This window comes from Stenotrophomonas sp. RS-48, from assembly GCF_030053245.1.
GTDB lineage: Bacteria > Pseudomonadota > Gammaproteobacteria > Xanthomonadales > Xanthomonadaceae > Stenotrophomonas > Stenotrophomonas maltophilia_P.
In genome coordinates this window covers 1-13,762 of the sequence record NZ_JASGBV010000062.1, presented here as the reverse complement: position 1 = coordinate 13,762, position 13,762 = coordinate 1, and the positions used below count along the sequence as shown (strand labels likewise).

Genomic DNA, 13,762 nt, shown 5'->3' with positions numbered 1-13,762 from the left:
GCGCGCGGGCAGGGCATGCTGGCCGGTTGATGGCCCGGGCCGCCGGGCATCGCCCGGCGCCACATGGCGGCGGGGCCTGCCTCAGGCGTCGCGGTTGCCGCGCCGCATCACCCGCTGCTTCTCGATCGCCCAGTCGCGATCCTTGGCCGCATCGCGCTTGTCGTGGTTCTGCTTGCCCTTGGCCAGCGCGATCTCGAGCTTGATCTTGTTCTTGCTCCAGTACATCGCGGTCGGCACGATCGTATAGCCATCACGCTCGACCTTGCCGATCAGCTTGTCGATCTCGTTCCGGTGCAGCAGCAGCTTGCGCTCGCGCCGATCCTCGGCCACCACATGGGTGGAGGCCTGGATCAACGGAGTGATCTGTGCGCCGATCAGGTAGATCTCGCCACGCTTCACGTAAGCGTAGGCGTCGATGATGTTGCCGCGCCCCGCCCGGATCGACTTGACCTCCCAGCCCTGCAGGGCGAGCCCGGCCTCGAAGCGCTCTTCGATGTGGTACTCGTGGCGGGCACGCTTGTTCAGCGCGATGGTTTTGTTGGCCGTCGCGCTCTTTGCTTTATCCTTGCCGCTGTTCTTGCTCATTTCCGTATTGTCTCCGATTCGGGCCCGCCCGGTCGATTGCCGAAACGTCCCGTATACATGCCTACTATCCGCCGCAGCGCCCTGGTCGAACATTCGGCCGCGCGCATGTTCGACCTGGTCAACGACGTCCAGGCTTATCCGCGCCGCTTCCGCTGGTGCTCCGATGCCCGCATCCTGGAGCAGGGCGAGGACCGGCTGGTGGCGCGTCTGGACCTGGGCCTGGGTTCGTTCAGTACCTGGTTCCAGACCGAGAACACCCTGCAGCGCCCGCACAGCATCGACATGCAGCTGCGCGACGGTCCCTTCAAGCAGCTTCATGGCCGTTGGGAATTCCACGCGCTGGCCGAAGACGCCTGCAAGGTGACGCTGACCCTGGAATTCGAACCCAGCTCACGGCTGCTGGGCCCGGCGCTGGCGATCGGCTTCCAGGGTCTGGCCGATCGCATGGTCAACGATTTCGTCCGGGTCGCCGACGAGGACTGAGCGATGATCGAGGTCGAGGTGGTGCTTGCTTGGCCGCAGCGGGTGCTGTCACGCCGGTTGCAGCTGGAAGAGGGCGCCACGGTTGCCGATGCGATCGCCGCTGCCGCTCTTGAGGGCAGTGCCGGCTGCCCGGCTGCCGCCGTGCATGGTGTGCTGGCCCGCCCGCAGCAGGCACTGCTGGATGGGGACCGGGTCGAACTGCTGCGCCCGCTGCAGGCCGATCCCAAGGACAACCGCCGGCGTCGCGCGCTCGGCGGTTGAGGGCCAGGGCCCGTCCGTCGGAACGGGCCGGCGGCCTCAGCGGCCCTTCTTCTTCTTGTCCTTCGGCAGGTTGCGGCCGAACTGGCGGACGGTCTGCTGGGCCAGCGCCTTGTCGTTGGCCGGGAAATAGTCACCCTCCCAGCGCGTCACGGCGTCGTTCTCGAAATACACGGTGAAGTTCTTCACTTCCGTGCGGCCGAGACGGTCGACCCGCTGGCTGGAGGTGTAGTCCCAGCGCTGGGCATGGAACGGGTCCGGCACGGAGGGCGTGCCCAGCAGCGCGTTCACCTGCTGCTTGCTTTGCCCGACCTGCAGCTTGGCCACGGCATCTTCCCGGATCAGGTTGCCCTGATAGATGGGTTGCTTGTAGATGATGCCGCACCCGGTGGTGGACAGGGCGACGGCGGCGACCAACAGGAGATTGCGCATCGGGACTGGCGGTTGGGGAAATCGAACCGATGATACACTCCCGGCGTGCCACCGCGACCCAATCCGAGGCAGCTGGCGCTAAATCGCCAATGAACGGAGACCTATGGAAACCCACGACCTGCGTAAAGTCGGCCTGAAGGTAACCCATCCACGGATGCGGATCCTGGCGCTGCTCGAGCAGCGCACTGCCCAGCACCACATGACCGCCGAAGACATCTACCGCCAGCTGCTGGAGCATGGTGACGAGATCGGCCTGGCCACGGTGTACCGGGTACTGACCCAGTTCGAGGCTGCCGGCCTCGTGCTCAAGCACAATTTCGAAGGCGGCCAGGCCGTCTATGAACTGGACCGCGGCGGCCATCACGATCACATGGTCGATGTGGACAGCGGCAAGATCATCGAGTTCGAAAGTACCGAGATCGAGGAACTGCAGCGCAAGATCGCGGCCGATCACGGCTATGAGCTGGAAGAACATTCGCTGGTGCTGTACGTGCGCAAGAAGCGCAGATAGGCCCCCCCTGCGTGCCGGTTGCGACGAGACCCCGGGCTGGCCCCGGGGTTTTTCGTCAGCGCGGCGGAGTGACCGCCGGGTGCGATGGCGGCATCAGCATCCGCAGATCCACGGCCTCGGCCATGGCCCGGTTGCCGGCATCGCCCGGATGCAGATGGTCGCCTGAATCGTAGGCGGCGGCCATCCGTGAGGGATCGGCGGGGTCGCGCAGCACTGCATCCAGGTCGATCACCGCATCGAATGGGCTGTCCTGCCGCAGCCAGGCATTGAGCTGCTGGCGCAGTGCGTCCTTGTGCGGCTGGTAGTAGTCGTCCAGCGGGGTGCCGGGCAGGGCACCGGCGAACGGCGGCAGGGTTGCGCCGACAATGCGCAGTCCATGGCGATGGGCCTGTCCGGCCAGGCTGCGATAGCCGGCCTGCAGTTCGGCGAGCCCGGGCCGGTCCTGGCCGCGCGCGAACGCTGTGCCCGGCCAGCTGATGTCGTTGATGCCGATCAGCACGATCACACTGGCGACACCGGGCTGGTCGAGGACATCGCGCGCGAAGCGGGCCAGGGCGGATTCCCCCATGCCGTCGCGCAGCAGGCGTCCGCCGGAGATGCCGGCGTTGACCACTGCGATTCCCTGCGGTGCCAGCCGTGCGGCGAGATGGTCGGTCCAGCGCTGGTCCTGGTCGAGGCTGGCCGTTGCGCCATCAGTGATCGAGTCGCCGATCACCACCACGCTGCGCGCGCGGGCTGCGGTTTCGACGTCGATGCCGGACAGCAGCAGGCGGGCCGTGGTGCTGCGGGCCCCGTCCAGGTCCGCAGCCAGGCTCTGGTCACCCGGCGCGATCCAACTGGTCTGCCGGCCCTCCCAGTGGAACGTCCGCAGCGGCGTGGGCTGTGGCAGATGGATGCTGACCTGCAGCGACTGCAGGTTGCGCGTGGGCAGTGGCAGCGCGTCGCTGAGCCGGTCCTGGCCAGGCGCGATCAGCACGCCGGGCTGGCCATCGAAGGTCAGCGCCTGCGGCACCTCGCCCGGATGTGCCGCCAGGGTGGCCCGGCCCACCCGCAGTGGCTGTGTCCCGTAGGCGTTGCTCAAGCGGACACGCAGGCGCGAGCCGCCCAGGCTGATGCGGACGGTTTGGCGGAAGGTCTGGTCGGCCAGCTCTGCGGGGATCAGCGTCGGAAACAGGAAGTCTGCCTGCCAAACCGGTTGTGGACTGGCTTGCCAGCTGGCCACCCAGTGCCGGGGAGGGGCGGCCGTGGCGCTGGCTGCTGCGGACAGGGTGAGCAGGGCAGCGGTGGTCAACGTGCTCAGGCGGTTCATCGGAAGGGTCCGTCGGAAGGAGGGGCCATGGTGTCCCTGCCGCTTTCTGTGAACTAGACTGCGCCTGGATAATCATCTGTGAACTGGATTCATCACCATGGCGCGACCCGACATCAATCGTTCCGGCGAGCTGGAAGTGTTCGTGAGGGTGATCGAGACCGGCGGATTCTCCGCGGCGGCCCGCAGCCTGGACATGACGCCTTCGGCGGTCAGCAAGCTGGTGGCGCGGCTGGAACAGCGGCTGGGCACGCGCCTGCTGCAGCGATCCACCCGCCAGCTGCAGCTGACCCCGGAGGGCTGCGCCTTCTACGAGCGCGGGCTGCGCGTGCTTGCTGACCTGGAAGAGGCCGAGCGCTGTGCGAGCGCGCATGCCGAACCGCGTGGGCGGTTGCGGGTGAATGCCAACGTGCCCTTCGGCCAGCATTTCCTGCTGCCGTTGCTGCCCATGTTCCTGCAGCAGCACCCGCAGGTGGGGGTGGATCTGACCCTGACCGATGAAGTGATCGATCTGCTCGAGCAGCGCACCGATGTGGCCGTGCGGGCCGGTCCGCTGAAGAGTTCCCGCCTGGTGGCACGACGGTTGGGGGCGACGCGGATGATGATCGTGGCCTCACCCGGCTATGCGCAGCGACACGGTCTTCCTGGCAACGTCGACGACCTGCAGACGCACAACCGGCTGGACATCGGCCATGCGCGGGCGATGCAGGGGTGGCCGCTGCTGCAGGGCGGCCAGGTGCTGCGCGTGCCCACCAGCGGCAATGCGCGCGCCAGCAACGGCGATGCCCTGCGGCAGCTGGTGCTGGGAGGGCTCGGGCTGGCCCGGCTGGCCGCGTTCCAGGTCAGGGACGACATAGCGGCCGGGCGGCTGCTGCCGGTGCTGGAAGAGGCCAATCCCGGCGATCTGGAAGAGGTGCACGCGGTATTCCTGGGGCAGGGTGGCTATCTGCCGCTGCGGGTGCGTGCGTTCCTGGATTTCCTGGTGGAAAAGGTGGATCTGGCGCGGCCGCTGGGGTGAACCTGCGGTGGGACGGACCGGGCGTCGCTCGACGCCGCCGGCGTCAGACCTGCAGCAGCTTGCGGGCGGCGGCGCGCGCTTCCTTGCTCACTTCGACGCCACCGAGCATGCGTGCCAGTTCTTCCTCGCGTGCCTTGAGGTCCAGCTTCTCCACCGCACTCTGGGTCATGCCTTCCACCGGTGCCTTGCTGACCCGGTAGTGGGCATGGCCCTTGGACGCGACCTGCGGCAGGTGGGTCACGCACAGCACCTGGCGCTTCTCGCCAAGGGCGCGCAGTTTCTGGCCGACGATGTCGGCCACCGCGCCACCGATGCCCGAGTCGACTTCGTCGAACACCATGGTCGGCACGGCGTCCAGGTCGAGCGCGGCCACTTCGATTGCCAGCGAGATGCGCGACAGTTCGCCACCCGAGGCCACCTTGCGCAGGGCGCGTGGTGGTTGACCGGCATTGGCCGCGACCAGGAACTCCACGCGTTCGGCGCCCTGCGGGTCGGGCTTGCCGCCGTCCTGGGGTTCCAGCTCGATCAGGAACTGGCCACCGCCCATGCCCAGCTCGGCGATGATGCCGGTGGTGGTGGTCGACAGCGCGGCCGCCGCACTGCGCCGGCTTGCGGTCAGTGCTTCGGCCTGCACCCGCCAGGCGGCCGCGGCCTTGTCGATCTCGCCGGCCAGGCGCTGCAGCCGTTCGTCGGCGCCGCGCAGCTGCTCCACTTCGGCATGCATGCGCTCGCGCTGCGCGCCCAGTTCGTCCATCGGCACGCGATGCTTGCGCGCAAGGTCGTGCAGGCGGCCGAGACGGCGCTCGTTCTCCTCGAACTGCTCGGGGTCGGCATCCAGGTCGTCGTGCACGCGGTCGAGCAGGGACAGGGCTTCGTGCAGCTGGATCGACGCGTTTTCGATCAGGCTGTCCACCTCGCCCAGGCGCGGGTCGTGTTCGATCAGCCGGGCCAGTTCGTGCCGCACCTGCTGCAGCTGATCCAGCGCCGAGCTGCCCTCGTCGCCGTTGAGCTGGTTGCTGGCGGCCTGGCAGGCGGTCAGCAGCGCGCTGGCATGGGCCTGGCGCCGATGGCTGGCGCCCAGCGCGAGGATCGATTCGGGCTCCAGATCCTCACGGTCCAGTTCGCGCAGCTGATGCTCGAGGAAACCGATACGGTCACTGACGTCGCCCTGTTGCGACAGCGCCAGGGATTCATCGACCAGTGCCTGCCAGGCGGCTGCGGCGCGGCGGACCTGACGGCGCTCTTCCTCGTTGCCGGCATAGGCATCAAGCAGGGCCAGCTGGGAAGGACGCGCCAGCAGGGCCTGCTGTTCATGCTGGCCGTGGATTTCCACCAGCAGCGCGGCCAGTTCGCCCAACTGGGCGAGGGTGACCGGGCGGCCGTTGATCCAGGCCCGCGAACCGCCGTCGGCGCGGATCACGCGGCGCAGCTGGCACTGGTCCTCATCGTCCAGCTCGTTGTCGGCCAGCCACTGGCGTGCGGCCTGCAGATGCTCCAGCGCGAACTCGGCCGACAGCTCGGCACGGGCGGCACCGTGGCGGACCACGCCGCTGTCGGCGCGCAGGCCGGACAGGAAGCCCAGCGCGTCGACCATCAGCGACTTGCCGGCGCCGGTCTCGCCTGAAACCACGGTCATGCCAGGCCCGAATTCAAGTTCGGTAGCGCGGACGACGGCGAAATCCTTGATCGATAGGTGTCTGAGCATGGGTCTGGGGGTAGCTGAGCCGCGCAACGCTAGCACGCGCACGCGGGCGGTCCAATGGCTTGCCAAGGTGATCCGGCGCCATTATCTAGTCTCCGTGTCTCACAGGTTGATTCCATGCACGGTTCCGCCGACCAACTCGCCCCGCGCGCGCGCCATCTGCTGCGCACGCTGATCGCGCGCCACATCCAGGATGGTGAGCCCGTGGGCTCGCAGACGCTGGCGCGCGTGGCCGGGCTGGAAGTCAGCCCGGCCACCATCCGCAACATCCTCGGCGACCTGGAGGACCTGGGCCTGCTGGCGTCGCCGCATACCTCCGCCGGGCGGATCCCGACTGCGCATGGCTACCGGGTGTTTGTCGACAGCCTGCTGCAGATGCAGCCGCCGGGCGAGGGCGAGCTGGCCCGCTTGCGCCAGGAACTGGCCGGTGGCGGCAGCACCCAGGCCCTGCTCGGCAGTGCCTCCGAGCTGCTGTCGGCGATGAGCCACTTCGTCGGCGTGGTCAGCGCGCCGCGGCGCGAGCAGTTCGCCTTCCGCCAGATCGATTTCGTGGCGCTGGACGGCCGCCGGGTGCTGGCGATCCTGGTGTTCGCCGACAACGAGGTCCAGAACCGGGTGATCGAAACCCGCCAGGACTTCGCCCCGGGCCAGCTGGAGCAGGTCGCCAATTACCTCAACGCCCATTTCGCCGGGCTGCCGCTGGCGGAGATCCGGGCGCGCCTGCTGCTGGAGCTGCGCGATGCCCGTTCCGAGCTGGAGCAGCTGCTGGCGCACAGCATCGAACTGGCCGAGCAGGCCCTGCAGCCCGCGGCCGACGACATGCTGGTGGCGGGCCAGACCCGCCTGATGGGGGTCCAGGACCTGTCCGACCTGGAGCGCCTGCGTGAACTGTTCGAGCTGTTTTCCAGCAAGCGCGAGATCCTGCAGCTGCTGGAGCGGACCATCCAGGCCCCGGGCGTGCGCATCTTCATCGGCGAAGAGACCGGGATGATGCCGCTGCAGGGGGTTTCGCTGGTGACCGCCCCGTATGCGGCCAATGGGCAGGTGCTGGGCGTGCTGGGGGTGATCGGGCCGAAGCGGATGGCTTACGACCGCATGATCCCGCTGGTACAGGCCACCGCCGACGTGCTGGGGGCGGCCTTTTCACCGACCGGACGCGGATCCGGTGCCGCGGACGCTTGAAACGCAGCATCCCGCCCACACTAGGGTGGGTGGAGGCGGGGAGTGACCGCCAGGGACCCAGACATGAACCACGAACATCCAGATTTCGAATCCCAGCAGAGCGCCGCCGACGCGGCCGCCGCAGCAGGCGTCAATGACGAAGTGGAGCGCCTGCGCGCGGAAGTCGAGCAGGTCAGGGCCGATGCGCTGCGTGAGCGCGCCGACCTGGAGAACCAGCGCAAGCGCGTGGCCCGCGACATCGAGCAGGCCCGCAAGTTCGCCAACGAGAAGCTGCTGGGCGAACTGCTGCCCGTGTTCGACAGCCTGGATGCCGGCCTGAAGGCCGCCGGCGACGACCCGCACCCGCTGCGCGAGGGCCTGGAGCTGACCTACAAGCAGTTGCTGAAGGTCGCCGCCGACAACGGCCTGGTCCTGATTGACCCGACCGGCCAGCCGTTCAACCCGGAGCACCACCAGGCGATCAGCCAGGTGCCGGCCCCGGACGCCGCCCCGGGCAGCGTGGTGACCGTGTTCCAGAAGGGCTATCTGCTCAACGAGCGCCTGCTGCGGCCGGCGCTGGTGGTGGTGGCCGCCGACTGAGCGGTCGATCCGGGAGCGGCCGCCGGGCATGGCCCGGTGCTACCCCCGGATCGTCATCGCCGGGCCATGCCCGGCGAACCTTGAACGGCTGAACACAGCGTTCGGGAGATGGCTTGAATGTTCCACGAGCCTCCCCCACATCCCATTCATCCACCGGCCGAGCGGCCGGACTGACATCCACACAGCATTTCTCAGGAGTCTCCCCCATGGGCAAGATCATTGGTATCGACCTCGGCACCACCAACTCGTGCGTGGCGATCATGGACGGCGGCAAGGCCCGCGTCATCGAGAATTCGGAAGGCGATCGCACCACCCCGTCGATCGTCGCCTACACCAAGGACGGCGAAGTCCTGGTCGGTGCCTCGGCCAAGCGCCAGGCGGTGACCAACCCGAAGAACACCTTCTACGCGGTGAAGCGCCTGATCGGCCGCAAGTTCACCGACGCCGAGGTGCAGAAGGACATCGCCCACGTCCCGTACAGCATCCTCGCCCATGACAATGGTGATGCGTGGGTGGCTACCAGCGACGCCAAGAAGATGGCGCCGCAGGAAATCTCGGCCAAGGTACTGGAGAAGATGAAGAAGACCGCCGAGGACTTCCTCGGTGAGAAGGTCACCGAAGCGGTCATCACCGTGCCGGCCTACTTCAACGACAGCCAGCGCCAGGCCACCAAGGATGCTGGCCGCATCGCGGGCCTGGACGTCAAGCGCATCATCAACGAGCCGACCGCGGCCGCGCTGGCCTATGGCCTGGACAAGGGCGACAACAAGGATCGCAAGATCGTTGTGTACGACCTGGGCGGCGGTACCTTCGACGTCTCGGTGATCGAGATCGCCAACGTCGACGGCGAGAAGCAGTTTGAAGTGCTGGCCACCAACGGCGACACCTTCCTGGGCGGCGAAGACTTCGACAACCGCGTCATCGAGTACCTGGTGGAAGAGTTCAACAAGGACCAGGGCATCGACCTGCGCAAGGATCCGCTGGCCCTGCAGCGCCTGAAGGACGCTGCCGAGCGTGCCAAGATCGAGCTGTCCAGCGCCCAGCAGACCGAAGTGAACCTGCCGTACGTCACCGCTGACGCGTCGGGTCCGAAGCACCTGAACATCAAGCTGACCCGCGCCAAGCTGGAAGCGCTGGTGGAAGACCTGATCAAGAAGTCGATCGAGCCGTGCCGCGTCGCCCTGAACGATGCCGGCCTGCGTTCGAGCGACATCAGCGAAGTGATCCTGGTCGGTGGCCAGACCCGCATGCCGAAGGTGCAGCAGGCGGTGACCGAGTTCTTCGGCAAGGAGCCGCGCAAGGACGTCAACCCGGACGAAGCCGTGGCACTGGGTGCGGCGATCCAGGGTGGCGTGCTGGGCGGCGACGTCAAGGACGTGCTGCTGCTGGACGTGACCCCGCTGTCGCTGGGCATCGAAACCATGGGCGGCGTGTTCACCAAGATCATCGAGAAGAACACCACCATCCCGACCAAGGCCTCGCAGGTGTTCTCCACCGCCGAGGACAACCAGTCGGCCGTGACCGTGCACGTGCTGCAGGGTGAGCGCGAACAGGCCCGCTTCAACAAGTCGCTGGCCAAGTTCGACCTGTCCGGCATCGAGCCGGCGCCGCGTGGCCTGCCGCAGGTGGAAGTGTCCTTCGACATCGACGCCAACGGCATCCTGCATGTGTCGGCCAAGGACAAGAAGACCAACAAGGAACAGAAGGTCGAGATCAAGGCCGGCTCGGGCCTGTCCGAGGAAGAGATCGCGCGCATGGTCGCCGACGCGGAAGCCAACCGCGAAGAAGACAAGAAGTTCCAGGAGCTGGTGCAGGCCCGCAACCAGGCCGATGCCCTGATCCACGGCACCCGCAGCGCCATCACCGAGCACGGCAGCAAGGTCGGCGGCGATGTCATCGGCAAGGTTGAAGCGGCTCTGGCCGATCTTGAAACCGCGATGAAGGGCGACGACAAGGCACAGATCGAAGCCAAGTCGAAGGTGCTGGAGGAAGCCGGCCAGTCGCTGTTCGCCGCAGCGTCGGCAGAGCAGGGCGGTGCCCCGGGCGCCGATGCCGGCAATGCGGGCAAGGGCAACGACGACGTGGTGGACGCCGAGTTCACCGAAGTCAAGGACGACAAGAAGTCCTGATCCGGACCGACGCGGGACGCTGCCTGGCAGCGTCCCGTTGTCGCATCAGGGTCCTGACCGCCTCCGGCGCGTCGGGGCGCCCGACGCAAGAGCGGACCTGGTTCCGCTCTTCCGCTTTGACGAATCCCGACATTCCGGAAGCCGATTCACGATATGAGCAAGCGCGATTACTACGAAGTGCTGGGCGTGGCCCGCACCGCCAACGAAGAAGAGCTGAAGAAGGCTTACCGCCGCTGCGCGATGAAGTTCCATCCGGACCGAAATCCGGGGGATGCGGCCGCCGAAGCCTCCTTCAAGGAGTGCAAGGAAGCCTACGAGGTGCTGTCCGACGGCAACAAGCGCCGGATGTATGACAGCCACGGTCATGCCGCGTTCGAGCACGGCATGGGCGGGGGCGGTCCGGGTGGTCCGGACATGAACGATATCTTCGGCGACATCTTCGGCAACATCTTCGGTGGTGCCGGCGGCGGTCCGCGCCAGGCACGCCGCGGTGCCGACATCGGTTACGTGATGGAGCTGGACCTGGAAGAAGCGGTGCGTGGCGTCGAGCGCCGCATCGAGATCCCGACGCTGGCCGAATGCGGCGATTGCGATGGCAGTGGCTCGGAAGACGGCAAGGTGGAGACCTGCAACGTCTGCCACGGCCGCGGCCAGGTGCGCATCCAGCGCGGCATCTTCGCCATGCAGCAGGCCTGCCACAACTGCGGCGGCCGCGGCCAGATCATCGCCAAGCCCTGCAAGACCTGCCACGGCAATGGCCGTGTCGAGGAAGACAAGGTGCTGTCGGTGAAGGTGCCGGCGGGCGTCGACACCGGCGATCGCATCCGCTTGGCTGGCGAGGGCGAAGCGGGGCCGGCCGGCACGTCGCCGGGCGACCTGTACGTGGAAGTGCGCGTGCGCGAGCACCCCATCTTCCAGCGCGATGGCGACGATCTGCATTGTGAAGTGCCGATCCGCATCTCGCAGGCGGCGCTCGGCGATACCGTGCGCGTGGCGACGCTGGGTGGCGAAGCGGAGATCCGCATTCCGGCAGAGACCCAGACCGGCAAACTGTTCCGCCTGCGCGGCAAGGGCGTGCGTTCGGTGCGCAGCCGCAGCGAGGGCGATCTGTATTGCCGCGTGGTGGTCGAGACGCCGGTCAACCTGACCAACGACCAGCGCAGGCTGCTGGAGCAGTTCGAGGCCACCTTCGTCGGTGAGGAAGCGCGCAAGCACTCGCCGAAGTCCGCCACCTTCATGGACGGCGTGAAGGGCTTCTGGGACCGGATGACGTCCTGAATTTTCAACGCAAGCGTTGAACGGTAGCGCCGGGCCATGCCCGGCGTTTCTGTGCATGGGTTCAGCGGAAGAACGCCGCCGGGGTCTGCCCCAGCTGGCGCTTGAACATGCTGGTGAACGCGCTGGGGCTGTCGTAGCCCATCGCCAGTGCGACATCGATGACCTTCTCGCCGGTCGCCAGCCGTTCCATTGCCGCCAGCAGCCGCGCCTGCTGCCGCCACTGGCCGAAGGTCATGCCCAGTTCGTTGGCGAAGTGGCGCTGGATGGTTTTCACATCCACTTCCAGTGACTGCGCCCAGTCCTGCAGCGTGGCGTCATCGCCGGGGTGCTTCTGCAGGTGCTGGCAGATCCGCTGCAGGCGCGGATTGGTAGGCGCGGGCAGGTGCAGCGGCAATACGTCCATGCGATGCAGCTCGTCCAGCAGAAGGCGCACCAGGCGGCCATCGCGGCTGTCTTCGATGTGCTCGCCCTTGATCAGGGTGGCTGCCTGCAGCAGTTCGCGCAGCAGCGGCGCCACCTGTACCGCGAACGGTTCGGCCGGCAGTTGCGGGGCGAATGATGGGTCGATGTACAGGCTGCGCATGTGCACGGCGGCAATGCAGTCCACCGCGTGCACCATGCCGGCCGGCATCCAGATCGCACGGGTGGAGGGCACGACCCAGCGACCGACTTCCGAGCGCACCACCATCAGCCCGGAGATGGCATAGACCAGCTGGTGGCGCTGGTGCTTGTGGCCTGCGATATGGGTGCCGGCCGGATACTGGGTAACCCGGTAGGTGACCGGGCGATGCAGCGGCACATCGCGCCACGGCGCAGCCGGATCGACGTCACCGCCAATGTCCTTTTTGCGATAGGCCATGACCCGAACGCGGCAGAAGGGAGGGGAAGGCAACCGTAGCATGCGGAACCGCCCTCAAATCTGACTGCGTCCATGTCGACTCTGGCTTCCCCTGCAACGACCTCCCGCCCGGTGGCGCCCGGCGTACTGGCCGCCATCTCCACCTCGCATGTCGTCAACGACATGATGCAGTCGTTGATCCTGGCGATCTATCCGGTCATCAAGGGCGGCTTCAATCTCAGCTTCACCCAGATCGGCCTGATCACGCTGACCTACCAGCTCACCGCGTCGATCTTCCAACCGCTGGTGGGGATGCATACCGACCGCCATCCAGCGCCGTACTCGTTGCCGATCGGCATGGCCTCGACGCTGTGCGGGATGCTGCTGCTCGGCTTCGCGCCGAACTATGCGATGGTCCTGATGGCCGCCGCGCTGGTCGGCATCGGATCGGCGATCTTCCACCCGGAAGCGTCGCGCATCGCACGGCTGGCGTCCGGCGGGCGCCATGGCTTCGCACAGTCGGTGTTCCAGGTCGGCGGCAACTTCGGTACCGCGCTGGGGCCGCTGATTGCCGCCGCCGTGATCGTGCCGTACGGCCAGCATGCGGCCTCATGGTTTGCCGGTGCTGCGCTGGTCGGCATCGCCCTGCTGACCTATGTGAGCCGCTGGTATGCGCTGCACCTGGGCGCACCCCGCCCGGCCGGCGTGGCGGCGGTGGCGTCGCGGCATCCTCCGCGCACCGTGGCCAAGGTGCTGGCGATCCTGCTGGTGCTGATCTTCAGCAAGTACTTCTACATGGCCAGCATCGGCAGCTACTTCACCTTCTACCTGATCCACCATTTCGGCATTCCGGTGGCGCAGGCGCAGCTGCACCTGTTCGCGTTCCTGGTGGCATCCGCCGCCGGTGGCTTCCTCGGTGGCCCGCTGGGTGACCGCATCGGTCGCAAGCCGATCATCTGGACCTCGATCCTGGGCGTAGCGCCGTTCGCACTGGCGTTGCCGCATGCGGATCTGCTGTGGACCACGGTGCTGGCGGTGCTGATCGGTTTCGTGTTGTCGTCTGCCTTCTCTGCCATCGTGGTCTATGCGCAGGAGATGATGCCGCACCGGATCGGCATGGTGTCGGGCCTGTTCTTCGGTTTTGCGTTCGGCATGGGCGGCCTGGGCGCGGCGGTGCTGGGCCTGCTGGCGGACAGGACCAGCATCGAATACGTCTATCACCTGACGGCGTTCCTGCCGCTGCTCGGCATCGTGGCGGCATGGCTGCCGCCGTCGCGGCCTGCTGCTCACTGAGGGAGGGTGGGTTTGCAGGGCTTGCAGCCCTGCACCTGCAGAGGCAACGGCAACAACCGAAGCGCGCTATCCGTGGATTGGCGGGGTGGGTCCGGTTGGCGGGGGACGCTGCAAGTACGTCCATGTAAGCTCGGTCGCCGCATCCATGCGGCTCACGCCCCCGCAACC

Annotated in this window: 14 protein-coding genes; 9 read left to right on the top strand and 5 right to left on the bottom strand. The window is 67.2% G+C overall.

The window, feature by feature from the left end; all coding sequences use genetic code 11:
• Positions 1-81: 81 nt before the first annotated feature.
• Positions 82-585: an SsrA-binding protein SmpB gene (gene smpB / locus QMZ25_RS12110; RefSeq protein WP_019661238.1), complete on the bottom strand. Its 504-nt coding sequence runs from the start codon at positions 583-585 to the stop codon at positions 82-84.
• Positions 586-642: 57 nt separating this feature from the next.
• Here smpB and QMZ25_RS12105 point away from each other — a divergent pair, with 57 nt between their 5' ends.
• Entirely contained in the window at positions 643-1,068 is a 426-nt protein-coding gene (locus QMZ25_RS12105; protein ID WP_053519703.1) for a type II toxin-antitoxin system RatA family toxin, read from the top strand.
• Between the two features lie 3 nt (positions 1,069-1,071).
• Entirely contained in the window at positions 1,072-1,329 is a 258-nt protein-coding gene (locus tag QMZ25_RS12100; protein ID WP_053519704.1) for an RnfH family protein, read from the top strand.
• A gap of 36 nt (positions 1,330-1,365) precedes the next feature.
• Here the strand turns inward: QMZ25_RS12100 and bamE are convergent, their stop codons facing one another.
• Complete coding sequence (bamE, locus tag QMZ25_RS12095) at positions 1,366-1,758, bottom strand: outer membrane protein assembly factor BamE (protein ID WP_053519705.1); 393 nt, start codon at positions 1,756-1,758, stop codon at positions 1,366-1,368.
• A 103-nt stretch (positions 1,759-1,861) separates the two neighbouring features.
• Here bamE and fur point away from each other — a divergent pair, with 103 nt between their 5' ends.
• Positions 1,862-2,269: a ferric iron uptake transcriptional regulator gene (gene fur / locus QMZ25_RS12090; RefSeq protein ID WP_053519706.1), complete on the top strand. Its 408-nt coding sequence runs from the start codon at positions 1,862-1,864 to the stop codon at positions 2,267-2,269.
• Positions 2,270-2,324: 55 nt separating this feature from the next.
• Here fur and QMZ25_RS12085 read toward each other — a convergent pair whose 3' ends face one another.
• Positions 2,325-3,578 carry an SGNH/GDSL hydrolase family protein gene (locus tag QMZ25_RS12085; RefSeq protein WP_283219694.1) on the bottom strand — a complete coding sequence of 418 codons (1,254 nt, stop codon included), beginning with the start codon at positions 3,576-3,578 and terminating at the stop codon, positions 2,325-2,327.
• Between the two features lie 97 nt (positions 3,579-3,675).
• Between QMZ25_RS12085 and QMZ25_RS12080 the strand changes: the two genes are divergently transcribed.
• Positions 3,676-4,593 carry a LysR family transcriptional regulator gene (locus QMZ25_RS12080; RefSeq protein ID WP_283219693.1) on the top strand — a complete coding sequence of 306 codons (918 nt, stop codon included), beginning with the start codon at positions 3,676-3,678 and terminating at the stop codon, positions 4,591-4,593.
• Positions 4,594-4,636: 43 nt separating this feature from the next.
• Here QMZ25_RS12080 and recN read toward each other — a convergent pair whose 3' ends face one another.
• Positions 4,637-6,298: a DNA repair protein RecN gene (recN, locus tag QMZ25_RS12075; RefSeq protein WP_053519709.1), complete on the bottom strand. Its 1,662-nt coding sequence runs from the start codon at positions 6,296-6,298 to the stop codon at positions 4,637-4,639.
• 114 nt (positions 6,299-6,412) lie between these two features.
• Between recN and hrcA the strand changes: the two genes are divergently transcribed.
• The 4 genes from hrcA to dnaJ all read left to right on the top strand — a co-directional run bounded on the left by hrcA (position 6,413) and on the right by dnaJ (position 11,463).
• Complete coding sequence (hrcA, locus tag QMZ25_RS12070) at positions 6,413-7,477, top strand: heat-inducible transcriptional repressor HrcA (protein ID WP_053519710.1); 1,065 nt, start codon at positions 6,413-6,415, stop codon at positions 7,475-7,477.
• A 63-nt stretch (positions 7,478-7,540) separates the two neighbouring features.
• The gene (gene grpE / locus QMZ25_RS12065) at positions 7,541-8,056 is read left to right on the top strand and encodes a nucleotide exchange factor GrpE (protein WP_053519711.1); all 516 of its coding nucleotides are present in this window, start codon (positions 7,541-7,543) and stop codon (positions 8,054-8,056) included.
• A 206-nt stretch (positions 8,057-8,262) separates the two neighbouring features.
• Positions 8,263-10,185: a molecular chaperone DnaK gene (gene dnaK, locus QMZ25_RS12060; RefSeq protein WP_053519712.1), complete on the top strand. Its 1,923-nt coding sequence runs from the start codon at positions 8,263-8,265 to the stop codon at positions 10,183-10,185.
• Positions 10,186-10,338: 153 nt separating this feature from the next.
• On the top strand, positions 10,339-11,463 hold the full coding sequence (gene dnaJ / locus QMZ25_RS12055; RefSeq protein ID WP_283219692.1) for a molecular chaperone DnaJ: 1,125 nt from the start codon (positions 10,339-10,341) through the stop codon (positions 11,461-11,463).
• A gap of 61 nt (positions 11,464-11,524) precedes the next feature.
• On the opposite strand, the gene QMZ25_RS12050 is transcribed toward dnaJ, so the two are convergent.
• Positions 11,525-12,322 carry a helix-turn-helix transcriptional regulator gene (locus tag QMZ25_RS12050; RefSeq protein WP_283219691.1) on the bottom strand — a complete coding sequence of 266 codons (798 nt, stop codon included), beginning with the start codon at positions 12,320-12,322 and terminating at the stop codon, positions 11,525-11,527.
• A 72-nt stretch (positions 12,323-12,394) separates the two neighbouring features.
• Between QMZ25_RS12050 and QMZ25_RS12045 the strand changes: the two genes are divergently transcribed.
• Positions 12,395-13,594 (top strand): MFS transporter, encoded by a 1,200-nt coding sequence (locus QMZ25_RS12045; protein WP_164152967.1) that lies wholly within the window; start codon positions 12,395-12,397, stop codon positions 13,592-13,594.
• Positions 13,595-13,762 lie beyond the last annotated feature (168 nt).

What these genes read in the sequence shown, in the direction of transcription:
- smpB (WP_019661238.1), bottom strand. Translation starts at nt 585, where the DNA reads ATGAGCAAGAACAGCGGCAAGGATAAAGCAAAGAGCGCGACGGCCAAC.
- QMZ25_RS12105 (WP_053519703.1), top strand. Translation starts at nt 643, where the DNA reads ATGCCTACTATCCGCCGCAGCGCCCTGGTCGAACATTCGGCCGCGCGC.
- QMZ25_RS12100 (WP_053519704.1), top strand. Translation starts at nt 1,072, where the DNA reads ATGATCGAGGTCGAGGTGGTGCTTGCTTGGCCGCAGCGGGTGCTGTCA.
- bamE (WP_053519705.1), bottom strand. Translation starts at nt 1,758, where the DNA reads ATGCGCAATCTCCTGTTGGTCGCCGCCGTCGCCCTGTCCACCACCGGG.
- fur (WP_053519706.1), top strand. Translation starts at nt 1,862, where the DNA reads ATGGAAACCCACGACCTGCGTAAAGTCGGCCTGAAGGTAACCCATCCA.
- QMZ25_RS12085 (WP_283219694.1), bottom strand. Translation starts at nt 3,578, where the DNA reads ATGAACCGCCTGAGCACGTTGACCACCGCTGCCCTGCTCACCCTGTCC.
- QMZ25_RS12080 (WP_283219693.1), top strand. Translation starts at nt 3,676, where the DNA reads ATGGCGCGACCCGACATCAATCGTTCCGGCGAGCTGGAAGTGTTCGTG.
- recN (WP_053519709.1), bottom strand. Translation starts at nt 6,298, where the DNA reads ATGCTCAGACACCTATCGATCAAGGATTTCGCCGTCGTCCGCGCTACC.
- hrcA (WP_053519710.1), top strand. Translation starts at nt 6,413, where the DNA reads ATGCACGGTTCCGCCGACCAACTCGCCCCGCGCGCGCGCCATCTGCTG.
- grpE (WP_053519711.1), top strand. Translation starts at nt 7,541, where the DNA reads ATGAACCACGAACATCCAGATTTCGAATCCCAGCAGAGCGCCGCCGAC.
- dnaK (WP_053519712.1), top strand. Translation starts at nt 8,263, where the DNA reads ATGGGCAAGATCATTGGTATCGACCTCGGCACCACCAACTCGTGCGTG.
- dnaJ (WP_283219692.1), top strand. Translation starts at nt 10,339, where the DNA reads ATGAGCAAGCGCGATTACTACGAAGTGCTGGGCGTGGCCCGCACCGCC.
- QMZ25_RS12050 (WP_283219691.1), bottom strand. Translation starts at nt 12,322, where the DNA reads ATGGCCTATCGCAAAAAGGACATTGGCGGTGACGTCGATCCGGCTGCG.
- QMZ25_RS12045 (WP_164152967.1), top strand. Translation starts at nt 12,395, where the DNA reads ATGTCGACTCTGGCTTCCCCTGCAACGACCTCCCGCCCGGTGGCGCCC.